The organism is Pseudomonas sp. 05N432, from assembly GCF_056396945.1.
Genome location: NZ_JBFTMM010000004.1, coordinates 39,593 through 56,597, shown reverse-complemented (window position 1 = coordinate 56,597; position 17,005 = coordinate 39,593). Strand labels below are relative to the sequence as shown.

The 17,005-nt window shown below is 60.4% G+C and carries 19 protein-coding genes; 10 read left to right on the top strand and 9 right to left on the bottom strand.

Annotation, left to right across the window (positions count from 1 at the left end; all coding sequences use genetic code 11):
• Positions 1-85: 85 nt before the first annotated feature.
• Entirely contained in the window at positions 86-1,624 is a 1,539-nt protein-coding gene (locus AC1DHT_RS05905) for a SulP family inorganic anion transporter (RefSeq protein WP_427542139.1), read from the top strand.
• Between the two features lie 58 nt (positions 1,625-1,682).
• Here AC1DHT_RS05905 and AC1DHT_RS05900 read toward each other — a convergent pair whose 3' ends face one another.
• Positions 1,683-2,333, bottom strand: coding sequence for a hypothetical protein (locus AC1DHT_RS05900; protein WP_427542136.1), 651 nt, complete (start codon positions 2,331-2,333; stop codon positions 1,683-1,685).
• Between the two features lie 373 nt (positions 2,334-2,706).
• On the opposite strand from AC1DHT_RS05900, the gene coxB reads away from it, so the two are divergent.
• From coxB to AC1DHT_RS05880, 4 genes are all read left to right on the top strand, one after another.
• Positions 2,707-3,834 carry a cytochrome c oxidase subunit II gene (gene coxB / locus AC1DHT_RS05895; RefSeq protein ID WP_427531115.1) on the top strand — a complete coding sequence of 376 codons (1,128 nt, stop codon included), beginning with the start codon at positions 2,707-2,709 and terminating at the stop codon, positions 3,832-3,834.
• 82 nt (positions 3,835-3,916) lie between these two features.
• The gene (gene ctaD / locus AC1DHT_RS05890) at positions 3,917-5,512 is read left to right on the top strand and encodes a cytochrome c oxidase subunit I (RefSeq protein WP_427542133.1); all 1,596 of its coding nucleotides are present in this window, start codon (positions 3,917-3,919) and stop codon (positions 5,510-5,512) included.
• Between the two features lie 109 nt (positions 5,513-5,621).
• The gene (locus tag AC1DHT_RS05885; RefSeq protein ID WP_427542130.1) at positions 5,622-6,179 is read left to right on the top strand and encodes a cytochrome c oxidase assembly protein; all 558 of its coding nucleotides are present in this window, start codon (positions 5,622-5,624) and stop codon (positions 6,177-6,179) included.
• Between the two features lie 34 nt (positions 6,180-6,213).
• Positions 6,214-7,101, top strand: a complete 888-nt coding sequence (locus tag AC1DHT_RS05880; RefSeq protein WP_054594932.1) for a cytochrome c oxidase subunit 3 — start codon at positions 6,214-6,216, stop codon at positions 7,099-7,101.
• Positions 7,102-7,109: 8 nt separating this feature from the next.
• Here AC1DHT_RS05880 and AC1DHT_RS05875 read toward each other — a convergent pair whose 3' ends face one another.
• Positions 7,110-7,313 carry a twin transmembrane helix small protein gene (locus AC1DHT_RS05875; protein ID WP_019694466.1) on the bottom strand — a complete coding sequence of 68 codons (204 nt, stop codon included), beginning with the start codon at positions 7,311-7,313 and terminating at the stop codon, positions 7,110-7,112.
• A 69-nt stretch (positions 7,314-7,382) separates the two neighbouring features.
• Between AC1DHT_RS05875 and AC1DHT_RS05870 the strand changes: the two genes are divergently transcribed.
• The 5 genes from AC1DHT_RS05870 to AC1DHT_RS05850 are packed head-to-tail and all read left to right on the top strand — an operon-like array spanning position 7,383 to position 11,288.
• The gene (locus AC1DHT_RS05870; RefSeq protein WP_427542127.1) at positions 7,383-8,123 is read left to right on the top strand and encodes an SURF1 family protein; all 741 of its coding nucleotides are present in this window, start codon (positions 7,383-7,385) and stop codon (positions 8,121-8,123) included.
• The gene (locus tag AC1DHT_RS05865) at positions 8,089-8,679 is read left to right on the top strand and encodes a hypothetical protein (RefSeq protein WP_427542124.1); all 591 of its coding nucleotides are present in this window, start codon (positions 8,089-8,091) and stop codon (positions 8,677-8,679) included. Before AC1DHT_RS05870 ends, AC1DHT_RS05865 begins: the two co-directional genes overlap by 35 nt.
• 10 nt (positions 8,680-8,689) lie before the next feature.
• Positions 8,690-9,769: a COX15/CtaA family protein gene (locus AC1DHT_RS05860; RefSeq protein WP_427542121.1), complete on the top strand. Its 1,080-nt coding sequence runs from the start codon at positions 8,690-8,692 to the stop codon at positions 9,767-9,769.
• Positions 9,757-10,656: a heme o synthase gene (gene cyoE, locus AC1DHT_RS05855; protein ID WP_427542118.1), complete on the top strand. Its 900-nt coding sequence runs from the start codon at positions 9,757-9,759 to the stop codon at positions 10,654-10,656. Before AC1DHT_RS05860 ends, cyoE begins: the two co-directional genes overlap by 13 nt.
• Positions 10,653-11,288 (top strand): SCO family protein, encoded by a 636-nt coding sequence (locus AC1DHT_RS05850; RefSeq protein ID WP_123427008.1) that lies wholly within the window; start codon positions 10,653-10,655, stop codon positions 11,286-11,288. The genes cyoE and AC1DHT_RS05850 overlap by 4 nt, the downstream gene beginning before the upstream one ends.
• Before the next feature lie 176 nt (positions 11,289-11,464).
• On the opposite strand, the gene AC1DHT_RS05845 is transcribed toward AC1DHT_RS05850, so the two are convergent.
• The 7 genes from AC1DHT_RS05845 to AC1DHT_RS05815 form a co-directional block, all read right to left on the bottom strand.
• Complete coding sequence (locus AC1DHT_RS05845; protein WP_427542114.1) at positions 11,465-12,238, bottom strand: MetQ/NlpA family ABC transporter substrate-binding protein; 774 nt, start codon at positions 12,236-12,238, stop codon at positions 11,465-11,467.
• 61 nt (positions 12,239-12,299) lie between these two features.
• Positions 12,300-12,974 carry a methionine ABC transporter permease gene (locus tag AC1DHT_RS05840; RefSeq protein ID WP_103314902.1) on the bottom strand — a complete coding sequence of 225 codons (675 nt, stop codon included), beginning with the start codon at positions 12,972-12,974 and terminating at the stop codon, positions 12,300-12,302.
• Positions 12,974-13,981: a methionine ABC transporter ATP-binding protein gene (locus tag AC1DHT_RS05835; protein WP_427542109.1), complete on the bottom strand. Its 1,008-nt coding sequence runs from the start codon at positions 13,979-13,981 to the stop codon at positions 12,974-12,976. The genes AC1DHT_RS05840 and AC1DHT_RS05835 overlap by 1 nt, the downstream gene beginning before the upstream one ends.
• Positions 13,982-14,190: 209 nt before the next feature.
• Positions 14,191-14,904 (bottom strand): PA5502 family lipoprotein, encoded by a 714-nt coding sequence (locus AC1DHT_RS05830; RefSeq protein WP_427542107.1) that lies wholly within the window; start codon positions 14,902-14,904, stop codon positions 14,191-14,193.
• 37 nt (positions 14,905-14,941) lie between these two features.
• Positions 14,942-15,730 (bottom strand): zinc ABC transporter permease subunit ZnuB, encoded by a 789-nt coding sequence (gene znuB / locus AC1DHT_RS05825; RefSeq protein WP_054594941.1) that lies wholly within the window; start codon positions 15,728-15,730, stop codon positions 14,942-14,944.
• The gene (znuC, locus tag AC1DHT_RS05820; RefSeq protein WP_145017763.1) at positions 15,723-16,508 is read right to left on the bottom strand and encodes a zinc ABC transporter ATP-binding protein ZnuC; all 786 of its coding nucleotides are present in this window, start codon (positions 16,506-16,508) and stop codon (positions 15,723-15,725) included. The genes znuB and znuC overlap by 8 nt, the downstream gene beginning before the upstream one ends.
• A complete protein-coding gene (locus AC1DHT_RS05815; RefSeq protein ID WP_427531136.1) occupies positions 16,508-16,990 on the bottom strand; it encodes a Fur family transcriptional regulator in 483 nt (160 codons plus the stop codon). Before AC1DHT_RS05815 ends, znuC begins: the two co-directional genes overlap by 1 nt.
• Between the last annotated feature and the right edge of the window lie 15 nt (positions 16,991-17,005).

Below are 17,005 nucleotides of genomic sequence, written 5' to 3'. Positions count from 1 at the left end.
TCCTAAACACCTTGTCTGGTCTGGCCAAGGCTGCTGAAAAAGCGGTCCGGCTTCGCCACGCCTGAAGAATCTCAGGAGAACGCTCATGCGTGCTGCGCAATTGAAAGCTGTTTTGCCACGGGAGCTGCTGGCTTCGGTGGTGGTGTTTCTGGTCGCCCTACCCTTGTGCATGGGCATTGCAATCGCTTCCGGCATGCCGCCGGCCAAGGGCCTGATCACCGGGATTATCGGTGGCCTGGTGGTCGGCTGGCTGGCGGGTTCGCCGCTGCAAGTCAGCGGTCCGGCTGCGGGCCTGGCGGTATTGGTCTTTGAACTGGTGCGCCAGCATGGTGTGGCGATGCTTGGGCCAATTCTGCTACTGGCCGGGTTTCTGCAACTGGTGGCCGGGCGTTTACGCCTGGGCTGCTGGTTCCGCGTCACGGCGCCAGCGGTGGTTTACGGCATGCTGGCGGGCATCGGGGTGCTGATCGTGCTATCGCAGATGCATGTGATGCTCGACGGAGTCCCTAAACCCTCAGGCCTGGACAACCTCAGCGGGTTTCCGGCAGCCGTTGCCCAAGCCTTGCCGACGCTGGGTGGCGGTCTGGGTTGGCAGGCCGGTGTGCTTGGGCTGTCGACGATTCTGGTCATGGGCCTGTGGGAGAAGTTTCGCCCGCAAGCGCTGCGTTTCATCCCTGGCGCCTTGCTCGGCGTTGGTTTGGCGACCCTTGCCAGTCTGGCGCTGGCATTGAACGTCAAACGGGTCGAAGTCCCGGCTAATCTCGCCGAAGCAATTGACTGGCTGAAGCCGGCCGACCTGTTGAATCTCGCCGACCCCAACCTGCTGATCGCCGCGTTCGCCGTGGCCTTCATCGCCAGCGCCGAAACCCTGCTCTCGGCTGCTGCGGTAGATCGCATGCACAGCGGCCAGCGTTCGGATTTTGACCGCGAGTTGTCCGCTCAAGGTGTGGGCAACATGCTTTGCGGCCTGGTCGGCGCGCTGCCGATGACGGGCGTGATTGTGCGCAGTTCAGCCAACGTACAGGCAGGCGCCAAAACTCGGTTGTCGGCGATTTTTCACGGTGTCTGGCTGCTGGCATTTGTGTTGCTGCTATCGAGTGTGCTGCAAAGCATCCCGGTCGCCAGTCTGGCTGGTGTGCTGGTGTACACCGGGGTGAAGCTGGTGGATTTGAAGGCGTTTCGCGGACTGGGACGGTATGGCCGGATGCCGATGATTACCTACGCGGTGACCGCGCTGGCGATTATCTTCAGCGACTTGCTGACCGGAGTGCTGGTCGGTTTTGGCTTGACCCTGGCGAAGCTGGCCTGGAAGGCTTCGCGACTGAAAATCAGCCTGATCGACCTTCCGGCAGAGGGCGAAATGGAGTTGCGATTGATGGGGGCTGCGACCTTCCTCAAGGTGCCGGCGTTGACCCGGGTGCTGGGGACCATTCCGGCGGGCGCGACGGTGCATGTGCCGCTCAATAACCTGAGTTACATCGACCACTCATGCCTGGAGTTGCTTGAGGAGTGGGGGCGGGCCAACGCCAGCAAAGGCTCGAAACTGCTGATCGAGGCGCGCGGATTGAAGCGCCGGCTGGAGGGGCGATTGCGGACGACCGTAGGAGTGGGTTCCGCCGGATAGATAACAGTGTGGGAGCGGGCAAGCCCGCTCCCACAGGTGTTCGGTTTTTACAGTTGGATCAAGCCGCTGGCTGATCCAGTTCCAGGCCTACGCCCAGCTGGCGCGACAGGCATGGCCAACGCTTCCAGGCGGCGCCGGTGTCCGGACTGTTGAGTTTTTCCCGGTAGGCTTCGACGGACTCCAGCGCGAAGCTTGCTTCGTTCAGCATCTCATCAACGGCGTGATGCACAGCCTCATCCAGTTGATTGGCGAAGTCCTCGCCGATCAGTTGGTGGGCAATCAGGTTGGCGACAGTCATGTCCAATGGGATCAGTGGCTGGCCGAAATGTTTGATGTAGAGGTCATTAACCTCTTCTACCAGGCGATGTGCCAGGTAGGCCTCGTCCAGCAGACCATCCAGGCCTTCGTGACCGGCCATGATCGCCGGTGGCTGGAGGAAGAACTGCTCGGCGATTGTCAGCACCGGTTTGATCTGCGACTCGATACCCGCTTCGCGCGCTACGTCGTTGGCAGCATCGAGCAAGTCCGGCACTTGTTCTATATAAGCGGTGACAAAACGGGTCATCACGCCCTTGGCGTCGATGTCCGGCAATTGAATGGATGAATGCAGGTGCGGCAATTGGACTTCCAGCTGACGGGTCAGCTGACCGGTTTCGGCTTCATGTTGTTGTGCACGTTGAATCTGCTCGCGCAATGCGGCGGTGTTCATGAAAACTCCAGGAAACGAAGGCAAGGAAATAGGGGAAGACATAAGTTAGCCTGCTTATAAACGTGGCTAAGACGTATTTGTCATAATTATTTCACCTTTGATGCCACTGCGTTATATCGATTTGCCATCACCGATCCCACATCCTTCTCCATCCGTGGCCTGTGGCGCAAGTGTCAGGTGTTTCAGCTCATTTACGCCATCGCGTTGCGAGGTCGCACTCGCTGTCTATACTCGGATCTGAATGGAGTTAGCTGATGACGCCCGACTGCGTAGGCAGCAAGGCTCGGCGATTCAAGTTCGTAGTCTGAAAAAGCCGCTCCCTTGCCGTCGGTGTTAGCCGGCGGGATAACAAGAACGATAAGGGGAACCCGCAATGATGCGACATCCACATGTCTGGATGGGCCTCCTGTTGTGGTCGATTTTCAGTCAGGCACAAGCCGCCTGGACTGTGAATATGGCGCCTGGAGCGACTGAGATCAGTCACGCAGTATTCGACCTGCACATGACCATCTTCTGGATTTGTGTGGTGATCGGCATCATCGTTTTCGGCGCCATGTTCTGGTCGATGATGTTGCATCGACGCTCCACCGGGCAGGTCGCCGCCAAATTCCATGAAAGTACGACGGTCGAGATTCTCTGGACCATAGTGCCTTTCATCATTCTGGTGGCAATGGCGATTCCAGCGACCGCAACCATGATCAAGATGTACGACACCAGTGAGCCGGATATCGACATCCAGGTCACCGGTTATCAGTGGAAGTGGCATTACAAATACCTGGGGCAGGACGTCGAGTTCTTCAGCAACCTGGCCACACCGCAAGAGCAAATCCACAACAAAAGTGCCAAAGGCGAAAATTACCTGTTGGAAGTCGATCAGCCGCTGGTGCTGCCGATCGGTGCCAAGGTGCGCTTTCTGGTGACCTCTGCCGACGTCATCCACTCGTGGTGGGTGCCGGCGTTCGCGGTCAAGCGCGATGCGATTCCCGGATTCGTCAACGAAGCCTGGACCCGCGTCGACAAGCCAGGCATCTACCGTGGCCAATGCGCCGAACTGTGCGGCAAGGACCATGGCTTCATGCCGATAGTGGTCGACGTCAAGACCAAGGCTGATTACGACACCTGGCTGACCGAGCGCAAAGCCGATGCCGCCAAGCTCAAGGAGCTGACCAGCAAAGAGTGGACGCTCGACGAGCTGAAGGAGCGCGGCGACAAGATTTATCACACCACCTGCGCTGCCTGTCACCAGCCTGAAGGCCAGGGTATGCCACCGCTGTTCCCGGCACTCAAAGGTTCGCCCATCGCGACCGGTCCAATAGAGGACCACCTGCACCGTGTGTTCTTCGGCAAACCCGGCACTGCCATGGCGGCGTTCGGCAAACAGCTGTCGGAAGTCGATATCGCTGCCGTCGTGACCTACGAACGAAATGCCTGGGGCAACAACAAAGGCGACATGGTCACCCCTAAAGACGTACTGGCCCTCAAACAGGCGGCAAGCAAATGACCCGGTCTATTGCGTGTTCCCTTGAACGTTTGGGGCTAATCACCCCGAGCCGCCCAGCCCACCCGTTTGCAGGAGACAGGCCATGAATGCTGTGAACGATGACCACGGTCATGCAATCGTCGACAACCACGTCCACGGTCCGGCCAAGGGCCTGATGCGCTGGGTGCTGACCACCAACCATAAAGACATCGGCACGCTGTACCTGTGGTTCAGCTTCATGATGTTCCTGCTCGGCGGTTCGTTCGCCATGGTGATTCGCGCCGAGTTGTTCCAGCCCGGCCTGCAGATCGTCGAACCGGCGTTCTTCAATCAGATGACCACCATGCACGGTCTGGTGATGGTCTTCGGTGCAGTGATGCCGGCGTTTGTCGGCCTCGCCAACTGGATGATCCCGCTGATGATCGGCGCGCCGGACATGGCCCTGCCGCGGATGAACAACTTCAGCTTCTGGCTGCTGCCGGCAGCGTTCCTGCTGCTGGTGTCGACGCTGTTCATGCCGGGCGGCGGACCGAACTTCGGCTGGACCTTCTACGCCCCGCTATCGACGACCTACGCTCCGGAAAGCGTGACCTTCTTCATCTTTGCCATCCACCTGATGGGTATCAGCTCGATCATGGGCGCGATCAACGTGATCGCCACCATCCTCAACCTGCGTGCTCCGGGCATGACCCTGATGAAAATGCCGCTGTTCGTCTGGACCTGGCTGATCACCGCGTTCCTGTTGATCGCGGTGATGCCGGTGCTGGCGGGTTGCGTGACCATGATGCTGATGGACATCCACTTCGGCACCAGCTTCTTCAGCGCTGCCGGTGGCGGTGATCCGGTGCTGTTCCAGCACGTGTTCTGGTTCTTTGGCCACCCCGAGGTGTACATCATGATCCTGCCGGCGTTCGGTGCCGTCAGCTCGATCATTCCGACTTTCGCCCGCAAGCCGCTGTTTGGCTACACCTCGATGGTCTACGCCACGGCGAGTATTGCCTTCCTGTCGTTCATCGTCTGGGCGCACCACATGTTCGTGGTCGGCATCCCGCTGGTGGGCGAGCTGTTCTTCATGTACGCGACGCTGCTGATCGCGGTGCCCACCGGGGTCAAGGTGTTCAACTGGGCCAGCACCATGTGGCAGGGCTCGCTGACCTTCGAGACACCGATGCTGTTTGCCGTGGCATTCGTGATCCTGTTCTCCATTGGCGGGTTCTCCGGGTTGATGCTGGCCATCGCCCCGGCGGACTTCCAGTACCAGGACACCTACTTCGTGGTCGCGCACTTCCACTACGTGCTGGTGCCGGGGGCGATCTTCGGGATCTTCGCTTCGGCCTACTACTGGATGCCGAAATGGACCGGCCATATGTACGACGAAACCCTCGGCAAGCTGCACTTCTGGCTGTCGTTCATCGGCATGAACATGGCCTTCTTCCCGATGCACTTTGTGGGCCTGGCGGGTATGCCGCGGCGGATTCCGGACTACAACCTGCAATTCGCCGACTTCAACATGGTGTCGTCGATTGGCGCATTCACCTTCGGGGCAACGCAGCTCTTTTTCCTGTTCATCGTGATCAAGACCATCCGCGGCGGCCCGGCGGCCCCGGCGAAACCCTGGGAAGGGGCAGAAGGCCTGGAGTGGAGCGTGCCGTCGCCGGCGCCATATCACACCTTCGTCACGCCACCGGAAGTGAAATGAACGCCATGACCTTTGTGGGCGCGACGGTGGCGGTATATCAGACACACCGCGTCGACGCCTTCGCGAGCAGGCTCGCTCCCACAGGGTTTTGTGTGGAGGGCTCGCTGTCATGGCTGACTCTATTTCCATGAAGAAACTGGTCACCCGGCTGCTGTTAGTGGTGGCCAGCATGTTTATCTTCGGGTTTGCCCTGGTGCCGATCTATGACGTGATGTGCAAGGCATTCGGCATCAACGGAAAAACCGCCGGGCAGTACGAAGGTGAGCAAGTGGTCGATAAATCGCGGCAAATCCGCGTGCAGTTTCTGTCGACCAATGCCGTGGACATGGTCTGGGAGTTTTATCCCAAGGCCGACGACATGGTGATCAATCCGGGGGCGGTGAACGAGATGATCTTCGTCGCCCGCAACCCGACCGATCACCCAATGAGCGCGCAGGCGATACCGAGTATTTCTCCGGGCGACTCAGCGGTGTATTTCCACAAGACCGAGTGCTTTTGCTTCACCCAGCAGGTGCTGCAACCCGGTGAACGGATCGAAATGCCCGTCCGTTTCATCGTTGACCGTGAGATTTCCAAGGATGTGAAGCACCTGACACTGGCTTACACGCTGTTCGATATCACCGCACGTCATCCACCGGTCGCGGCCAACACCAATGCCGGTCCTTGAGACGTACAAGCGTGCCCGATAAGGAGAACAATAAATGGCAAGTCATGAACACTATTACGTTCCCGCCCAGAGCAAATGGCCGATCATTGCCACGATCGGCATGTTCGTCACGGTGTTTGGCCTGGCCACCTGGTTCAACGACCTCAAGGCCGCGCGCCCGGAATCCCACGGCCCGCTGATCTTTTTCGTGGGTGGTCTGTTGCTGGCCTACATGCTGTTCGGCTGGTTCGGCACGGTGATCAAGGAAAGCCGCGCAGGGTTGTACAGCTCGCAGCTCGATCGCTCGTTCCGTTGGGGCATGAGCTGGTTCATTTTCTCCGAAGTGATGTTCTTCATCGCCTTCTTCGGTGCGTTGTTCTACGTGCGCAACCTGTCCGGGCCGTGGCTCGGTGGTGAGGGCGGCAAGGGTATCGCGCACATGCTCTGGCCGAACTTCCAGTTCGCCTGGCCGCTGCTGCACACCCCTGACCCGACACTCTTCCCGCCGCCCAAGGAAGTCATCAGTCCCTGGGGCTTGCCGCTGCTGAACACGGTATTGCTGGTGAGCTCCAGCGTCACGGTGACCATCGCCCACCATGCCTTGAAAAAGGGCCATCGCGGCGCACTGAAGCTCTGGCTGGCGCTGACGGTACTGCTGGGCTGTGCGTTCCTCAGCTTCCAGGCCAAGGAATACATCCACGCCTATCACGAACTCGGGTTGACCCTGGGTTCAGGGGTGTATGGCGCGACTTTCTTCATGCTGACCGGTTTCCATGGCGCTCACGTGACCATCGGCACGATCATCCTGTTCGTGATGCTGATGCGGATCATGCGTGGGCATTTCGATGGCGATCACCAGTTCGGCTTCGAGGCGGCCAGTTGGTATTGGCACTTCGTCGATGTGGTGTGGATTGGCCTGTTTGTCTTCGTTTACGTGCTTTGAGGTGGCACTTACCAGGGGGCGCTGGACACCAGCTGGCCGCTGAAGAATCCCCAGGCAATCAAGCCGACGGTGATGGCAGCCAGGCCGACACGAACACTCAGGGCGGTGACTAGGCGTTTTGAGCTGCTGTCGTCCTTGACCAGAAAAAACAGGCCGCTGAACAGGCTGACAACCGTGGCAATCAGCATCAGGACGATGGCTGCTTTGAGCATGGTGAGACTCCGGGGGAATGCGATGTACTTGAGTATAGCTACCCTGTTTATCTACTTTTCGGCCGCGCCATGAAGCGCTTTGCGCCGGGCATCGCGCCGACCCTGGTGGTCCTCGTGTTGCTGCCGTTGCTGGTCTTTCTGGGATTTTGGCAATTGAGCCGGGGTGAGCAGAAACGCGTGTTGCTGGCGAGCTACGCCGAACGCCGTGTGGCTGAACCGATGGCCAGCGAACTACTGTCGAACACTCAAGACCCGGCATTTCGACGCGTTCGCCTGCATGGCCAGTTCGATGCAGCCCACAGTTACCTGCTGGACAACCGCACCCGCAATGGCCGGCCAGGGGTTGAGCTGCTGCAACCCTTCCATGACCAGGCGAGCGGTCTCTGGTTATTGCTCAATCGCGGCTGGCTGCCGTGGCCGAACCGGCGCACACCGCCCATGTTCACCACCCCCGAGCAATCGTTGAGTCTCGACGCCTGGGTGTATGTCCCCCCCGGTGCGACCTTTCAACTGCACGCCGATCCGGCGAATGCCAACTGGCCACGGCTGGTGACGGCGATCGATCCGGCCAAGCTCTGGAGCGAGCTGGGCCGAACCGGGTTTGCTTACGAATTACGTGAAGAAGCCGGGCCGGCGTCCTACGAGGCCGATTGGCCGGTCGTGGCCATGGGGCCGGAAAAACACCTCGGTTATGCCGTGCAGTGGTTCGCCATGGCGCTCGCGCTGTTCGGTCTTTATCTCTACTTCGGATGGCACAACGCAAAGGAGAAACAGCATGGGAGCGGCCATGAGTCCACCCAACATGTCTGAAGCGCAGGCACCACAACGTCGTCGTGGGCGTTGGCAACTGGTGCTGATCCTGCTGATGGTGATTGGTCCGATGATCCTCGCCACCGGCATGTACAAGTTGCGGTTCTGGGTGCCGGAAGGTCGCAGCTATCACGGTGAACTGATCGGCAACGGTCAGAGCCGCGCCGACCTGGGGGTGCAGGCGGACGAAGACCGCTGGCAGATGCTGGTGACCACACCGCAGGACTGCTCGGTGGATTGTCAGCAGTTGGTGTACCTGGCCCGGCAGATTCAGGTCGCTCTGGGCCGTGATGCCTCGCGTGCCAGCCACGCATTGGCCGTCGCCCAACCCTTGAGCGCGGACTATGAGGCCAAGCTCAAGCGCGAATACCCGCAGTTGCAGCGTTATCCACTGGACCTTTCGACCTACACTAAAAATGTTCAGGGCAAAGGCTCGGCGCAGCTCTGGATCATCGACCCGCACGGCAATCTGGTGCTGCGCTTCGACCCCACCGTCAAAGGCAAGGACCTGCTCAACGACCTGCGCCACCTGCTGAAACTGTCGAACATCGGATAAGGGCATCGTCATGGCCAAACCTGGATTTCGCCTCGCGCTGTTTGCCACCTTGCTGGCACTGATTGTCGTCTTGCTGGGCGCCTATACCCGGCTGACCCATGCCGGCCTTGGTTGCCCGGACTGGCCGGGTTGCTACGGGTTTATCAGCGTGCCGAAGAGCGAAGCCCAACTGGCCCATGCCGAGTTGCATTTTCCAGACACGCCGGTGGTTGCGCACAAGGGCTGGAACGAGATGATTCACCGCTATTTCGCCGGCACCCTTGGCTTGTTGATTGTGTTGCTGGCGGCGCGTGCCTGGACCCATCGTCATCATCTGGACCAACCCTTGAAGTTGCCGTTGTTCTTGCTCGCGGTGGTGTTTGCCCAAGCGGCGTTTGGCATGTGGACGGTCACCCTCAAGCTCTGGCCGCAGGTGGTGACGGGACATTTGCTGGGTGGCTTTGCGACCTTGAGCCTGTTGTTTTTGCTGACGTTGCGCTTGTCCGGCGTGTTGCCGGCGCTGATCGTGCCGCGACGTCTGCAGTACTGGGCGACGGCCGGGTTGTTGCTGGTGATCGGGCAAATCGCCCTCGGCGGCTGGGTCAGTGCCAACTACGCGGCGGTGGCCTGTATCGACTTCCCGACCTGCCATGGCCAATGGTTGCCACCGGCTGATTTCGCCAACGGCTTTCACCTGACCCAACACATCGGCCCCAATTACCTCGGCGGGCAGCTCGACAGCGATGCGCGCACGGCGATTCACCTGACTCACCGCATTGGCGCTTTGCTGGTCACAGTAGTGCTGCTGGGGCTGGCCTGGCAGCTCAAGGTCGTCGGCATGACCCGACTCGCCGGGTTGGTGCTGGGGGCGTTGGCGGTGCAGATCACCCTGGGCATCAGCAATGTGCTGTTTCACCTGCCGTTGCCGGTGGCCGTTGCCCATAACGCGGGCGGCGCGGCGCTGTTGCTGACGATGGTGCTGGTCAACTATCACGCACGAACGAGCCTGGTTCGAGTCAGGCAGCAGACGCCCGGGCGTTGGCGCTTCAGCCCGCGTAAACACACGGCCGGACCGATAACAACAAAAGGAGAAATGCCATGGCGACTCTGATCGGCGAACGTCACCGCCAAGCGATCTGGCGTGACTATCTGGAGCTGACCAAGCCGAAAGTCGTGGTGTTGATGCTGATCACTTCGCTGGTCGGTATGTTCCTCGCCACGCGTGCCGGGGTGCCGTGGACGGTGCTGGTGTTTGGCAACCTGGGGATCGGCCTGTGCGCGGGCGGCGCGGCGGCGGTCAACCATGTCGTGGACCGGCGCATTGATGCGGTAATGGCGCGCACGCACAAGCGACCACTGGCCGAAGGCCGGGTTTCACCGACCGCCGCACTGACCTTCGCGCTGCTGCTGGCGGTGGCCGGGCAAACCTTGCTACTGGCCTTTACCAATCCGTTGACGGCGTGGCTGACCCTCGCCTCACTGCTGGGCTATGCGGTGGTCTACACCGGTTTTCTCAAGCGGGCGACGCCGCAGAACATTGTTATCGGCGGACTGGCCGGTGCTGCGCCGCCACTGTTGGGCTGGGTCGCTGCCACCGGGCATGTCAGTGCCGAACCGCTGCTGCTGGTGCTGATTATCTTTGCCTGGACCCCGCCACACTTCTGGGCGCTGGCGATTCACCGCAAGGAGGAGTACGCCAAGGCCGATATTCCCATGCTGCCGGTGACCCACGGCGAGCATTACACCAAGATCCACATCCTGCTTTACACCTTTGCCCTGCTGGCCGTGAGCTTGATGCCCTATGTCATTCACATGAGCGGTTTGCTGTACCTGGTTTGCGCCCTGGGACTGGGCGCGAGGTTTCTGCAATGGGCCGTGGTGCTGTACCGTGGCACTCAGCCGCATGCGGCGATCAGTACCTTCAAGTACTCTATTTACTACTTGTTCCTGCTGTTTATCGCCCTGCTCGTAGACCACTACTTATTGTTGAACCTATGACCCGAACCCAGAAAACCGTCTTCATTCTTGTTGCCCTGATCGCGCTGGTCCTGGGGCTTACCGTCAACAAAGTACTGTCTGGCAAAGGCCAGGGCGATCCGACTGCGCTGATCGACGCCGGGATCATCCTGTTGCCGCAAAGCCGCAACCTGCCGGACGTGCAGATGACCAATCAGGACGGTCAACCGGTGACGGTCAACGCCTTGAAAGGCAAGTGGAGCCTGCTGTTCTTTGGTTACACCTTCTGCCCGGACATCTGCCCGACCACGCTGGCGCAACTGCGGCAGATCAAGAGCGAGTTGCCAGCGGATGCGGTCGACAAGTTGCAGATCATTCTGGTCAGCGTCGACCCGAACCGCGACACCCCCAAGCAGCTCAAGCAATACCTGGGCTACTTCGATCCGCAGTTTGTCGGCCTGACGCCGGCTTCGGTCGAAGACCTGCAGAAAGTCGCCAATGCGGTGAGCATTCCGTTCATTCCGGCGGACACCAGCAAACCCAACTACACCGTCGACCACAGCGGCAACTTGGCGGTAATCGGGCCGGACGGTACGCAGCGCGGGTTCATTCGTGCACCGTTGAACAACACGAAACTGGTGGCCCAGTTGCCGGTGATGCTCAAGCGCCAATAACACTGCAAATCCTGAGGTGGGAGCGAGCCTGCTCGCGATAGCGGACTGACATTCAAGATCGATGTCGGCAGTGATGGCCCCATCGCGAGCAGGCTCGCTCCCACAAGGTCAGTGTTTCAGGCATAAAAAAACGGGGACACAGTGATTGTGTCCCCGTTTTGTTTTACATCAGCAGATCAGAACGCCGGCAATACCGCGCCTTTGTACTTCTCCAGAATGAACGCCTTCACTTCCGGGCTGTGCAGCGCAGCAACCAGTTTCTTCATCGCGTCGCTGTCCTTGTCGTCCGCGCGGGCGACAAGGATGTTCACGTAAGGCGAGTCCTTGCCTTCGATCACCAGCGCGTCCTTGGACGGATCGAGCTTGGCTTCCAGCGCGTAGTTGGTGTTGATCAGCGCCAGGTCGACCTGGGTCAGCACGCGTGGGATGGTCGCGGCTTCCAGTTCACGGAACTTCAGGTCTTTGGTGTTCTCGGTGATGTCCTTGACGGTCGACAGGATGTTTTTCGAATCCTTCAACTTGATCAGGCCGGCCTTCTCCAGCAGCAACAGCGCACGGCCGCCGTTGGTGGCGTCGTTCGGGATCACCACGTTGGCGCCGCCTGGCAGTTCGGCAAGGGTCTTGTACTTGTTGGAGTACGCGCCCAGCGGCTCCAGGTGCACACCGGCAACGCTCACCAGGTTTGTGCCCTTGGCCTTGTTGAACTCATCGAGGTACGGCTGGTGCTGGAAGAAGTTGGCGTCCAGGCGTTTCTCGGCAACCTGTACGTTTGGCTGTACGTAGTCGGTGAACACCTTGACCTTGAGGTCGACGCCTTCTTTGGCCAGTACCGGCTTCACGAACTCGAGGATTTCCGCGTGCGGAACCGGAGTAGCAGCGACGGTCAGGGTTTCAGCGGCCTGAGCGGAGAACGCTGCAACGGCAGCGAACGCGACGAGTAGTTTTTTCATCCAGCAAACTCCTTGTGAGGCGCCCTTCCGAGCGCCTGCCAGCCGTGGCTGGCGATTGCATTTATTTTCGGGAAAAGTGCACCACCAGCTTATCGCCGACGGTTTGCAGAACCTGGACCAGCACCAGCAGCAACACCACCGTCACCACCATCACGTCAGTCTGGAAGCGTTGGTAACCGAAGCGAATCGCCAGGTCACCCAAACCACCGGCGCCAACCACACCGGCCATCGCCGTGTAGGACACCAGTGTAATCGCGGTCACCGTGATCGCTGCGAAAATGCCCGGGCGGGCTTCCGGCAGCAGCGCGTTGACGATGATCTGACGGGTCGTCGCGCCCATGGCCTGGGTCGCTTCGATGATGCCGCGATCGACTTCACGCAGGGCGGTTTCCACCAGACGTGCGAAGAACGGCGTGGCGCCCACCACCAGCGGCGGGATCGCACCGCCGACGCCCAGCGAGGTGCCGGTGATCAACACGGTGAACGGGATCATCACGATCAGCAGAATGATGAACGGCAGCGAACGCAGGATATTCACGATCAGCGACAGCAGCGCGTAAACGCCTTTGGCTTCGAGCAACTGGCGCGGGCTGCAGAGGAACAGCAACACACCCAGCGGCAGGCCGAGCAGTACGGTGAACAACAGCGAACCGCCAAGCATCAGCAAGGTGTCGCCGGTAGCCTGCCAGATTTCGAACCAGTCGATATTGGCGAAGAAACTCATCAGGGCTTCCATTAACGCAGCACCTCCATGTGGACGTCGGCTGCGGTGAAGCGGGCAAACGCCGCCTCCATGTCGCCACCGGTGACCGCCAGGGTCAATTGCCCGTAGGGGACGTCTTTGATGCGGTCGATACGACCGGCGAGGATGCTGTAGTCCACACCTGTTTCGCGGGCGACGGTGCCCAGCAACGGCGCGTAGGTTGCATCGCCCTGGAAGGTCAGGCGCACGATACGGCCCGGCACGTGAGCGAAGTCGTCGCGCTGTTCGCTTTCGTCGATCTGCTCGTCTTCCTGCACGAATCGCTTGGTGGTCGGGTGCTTGGGGTGCAAGAACACGTCGGCCACCGGACCTTGCTCGACGATCACGCCGGCATCCATCACGGCGACCTGGTCGCAGACCCGACGAATCACGTCCATTTCATGGGTGATCAGCACGATGGTCAGGTTCAGCTCGCGGTTGATCTCGGCCAACAGTTGCAGGACCGACGCGGTGGTTTGCGGGTCGAGGGCGCTGGTAGCTTCGTCACACAGCAGGATTTTTGGCTTGGTCGCCAGGGCGCGGGCGATGCCGACGCGCTGCTTCTGGCCACCGGACAGCTGTGCCGGGTACTTCTTTGCGTGGTCGGCCAGGCCGACACGCGCCAGCAACTCGGCCACTCGCAGGTCGATCTCGCTGCGCGACAGTTCACCGGCCAGGGTCAACGGCAGCGCGACGTTGTCGGCAACCGTCTTGGAGGCCAGCAGGTTGAAGTGCTGGAAGATCATCCCGACTTGCTGACGGAAGCGGCGCAGCGCATTGGCGTCCAGCGCGGTAACTTCTTCGCCATCGACGATGATCTTGCCGCCACTGGAGTTTTCCAGGCGGTTGATCAGACGCAACAGGGTACTTTTTCCCGCGCCGGAGTGACCGATCAGGCCAAACACCTGACCGTTCTCAATCGACAGATTGGTGGGGTGCAGTGCAGGAATATCCTTACCGGCGACGCGGTAAGTTTTATGGACGTTTTGAAACTCGATCACGTAGCGAACCTTGTGGGGCGCGTTAGAAAAGGGTCAGCGGTTAGCCGGGCGGGCATTTTAGCGTGTCCGTATAGAGGTTCTTAGCATTTATTTCGCATTCATCCAGTCATTTGGAAATAACGCGATAAGCCAAGAAGAACAAAAGATCGCCGCCTGCGGCAGCTCCTACACCGATCCGTAGGAGCTGTCGCAGGCGGCGATCTTCTCTTTTAAGGTTTACGTGGCGTCAGAACCATCTGTGCCGGGACATTGCGCAGAATCTGTCGCTCGATCTTCAGGTCGAAGTCGGCATCCAGCTTCTTCACCCGTTTGGTCAGCAGCGTGGCCAGCCACGGGTAATCTTCGGTGCGCGGCGCCTGAATGCTGACGTCGCACTCATAACTCACCACATCGCTGGCAATCGCATCAAGTTGCCGACGCAATTGCTTGTTATCGGCGATGTTCAGCGCAACGGTGGTGCTCTCGGCCGTTGGGTCGATGACCTTGGCGACACGCTTGGCTTCGGCGGCCTTGAGGGCGGCCTCTGCCTGGTCCAGTTCGGCCTTGCGCGCGTGGCTGATGGCGTTGTTGACGCCACCGGTCAGCGCCGGAGCTTTGGGCATCAACGCACGGGCTCGGCTCAGGGCCGTGGCGGCGGCATTCACGTCGCCTTTTTGCAAAACGATCTGGCTGCGTTGCAAGTAGGCTTCGGCGAGTTGCCGTTGGTATTGCTCCAGCGACTGATCGTTGGGTGATTCGGCCTGCAAGGCGGCCAATTGATCCTCGGCGGTGGCCAGTTCACTGCTGGCCAGGCTTTGCTCCAGCTGCGCGATCGCCGTAGCCCGTGCGTCCGGGACCTTGGGGGCCGGCGGCGTGCTTTGGCAGGCGCCAAGTAGCAGCGAAAATGCAACAAGGAGCAGATAACGGGAGGCGAACGGCTTCATTCCTGCGACTCTCTGATTGCGCAAAAAACGAGCAAGTCTACACCCCTCGACGGGGCAGGACAAAACTCAGCAGAAACAGCGCGGCGGCAGCCACCACAATCGATGGGCCAGCCGGCGTGTCCTTGAACCACGACAGCGCCAGGCCACCGCAGACCGCGAGTATACCGAGCAAACTCGCGCCCAAGGCCATCTGCTCGGGAGAGCGTGCGTGACGTTGTGCCGCAGCCGCCGGGATGATCAGCAAGGAAGTAATCAGCAGCACACCGACGATTTTCATCGCCACCGCGATCACCACCGCAATCAGCAGCATCAAGGTCATGCGCAATGCTGCTACCGGCAGGCCTTCAACCGTGGCCAATTCTTCGTGCACGGTAATCGCCAGCAAGGGGCGCCATAGCGCCACCAACAGCAGCATCACCGCCGCACTGCCGCCGAGGATCCACGCCAGATCGGTCGGGCTGATCGCCAACAAGTCACCGAACAGATAGGCCATCAGGTCGATCCGCACTTCATGCATGAAGCTTAGTACCACCAGGCCCAGAGAGAGCGTGCTCGGCGCAAGAATCCCCAACAAGGTGTCGGAGGCCAGCGGCTGGCGCTGTTGCAAGGTCACCAGCAGCACGGCCAGTAACAGGCAGCCGACGGTCACTGCGATAGTCGGACTGACATCCAGCAGAAAACCCAACGCCACGCCGAGTAACGCTGCGTGGGACAGGGTGTCGCCGAAATAGGCCATGCGCCGCCAGACCACGAACGATCCCAGCGGACCTGCGACGGCGGCCAGGGCCAGGCCTGCGAGCAGGGCGTACAACAGAAAATCAGCCATGCTTGCAGCCATCTCCATGAACGTGGGTGTGAACGGCCGGTGCCGCGCTGACGACCGAGCCATGCAAGTCGTGGGCGTGGTCGTGATGGTGGTGATAGACCGCCAGGCTCTGCGCGTTCTTGCCGAACAGCTCGACGAACGCCGGGTCGCCGCTGACCTGCTCGGGATGCCCGGAGCAGCAGACGTGGCGATTGAGGCAGACCACCTGGTCGGTGGTGCTCATCACCAGGTGCAGATCGTGGGAAACCATCAACACCCCGCAACCGTGGCGGTCGCGCAGGCGGGTGATCAGGCTATAGAGCTCGGCTTGTCCGGCCACATCGACGCCTTGCACCGGCTCGTCGAGTACCAGTAGTTCGGGCTCGCGCAACAGGGCGCGGGCCAGTAATACGCGCTGCATTTCACCGCCGGAAACGCTCTGCACCGGGCTGTCGATCACCTGTTCGGCACCGACTTCCTTGAGCGCTGCCAAGGCGCGCGCACGATCCACGCCCGGCACCAGGCGCAAGAAGCGCAGTACCGAGAGCGGCAAGGTCGGGTCAACGTGCAGTTTCTGCGGCATGTAGCCGACCCGCAGTTTCGGCTTGCGCCAGACGCTGCCGCTGTCGGGCTTGAGCAGGCCAAGTACGGCGCGGACCAGCGTGGTCTTGCCGGCGCCGTTGGGGCCGATCAGGGTGACGATCTGCCTCGGCTCGACGCTCAGTTCGATGTTGTCCAGCACGCTTTGCCCGGCGAAGGTCACCGCAACCTGATTGAGGCGGATTAACGCAGTGCTCATCAAGCCCCCTGGCAACCCGAGCAGAGACCGATCACTTCGACAGTCTGGCCTTCGACCACGAACCCGACTTCGCCGGCGCTGTGGATGATGGTGTCGCTGATGGATTTTTGCTCGAGTTCGATGGCCGCGTGGCATTCGCGGCAAATCAGGAACTGGCCCTGGTGGGCGTGCCCCGGATGATTGCAGCCAACGAAGGCGTTGAGCGAGGAAATGCGGTGGACCAGGCCGTTATCCAGCAGGAAATCCAGCGCGCGATACACCGTCGGCGGCGCGGCGCGGCGGCCATCCTGCTCGCTGAGTACCGCCAGAATGTCGTAGGCGCCCAGCGGCTTGTGGCTTTGCCAGACCAGTTCCAGCACCCGCCGACGCAGCGCGGTCAGACGCAAGCCTTGGCGTGCGCAAATGACATCGGCCTCGGACAATGCACTGTGCACGCAGTGAGAGTGGTCGTGGGGACGGCTGGCTAGCGGTGTTTTAGGCATGAGCGGCGACGAGTT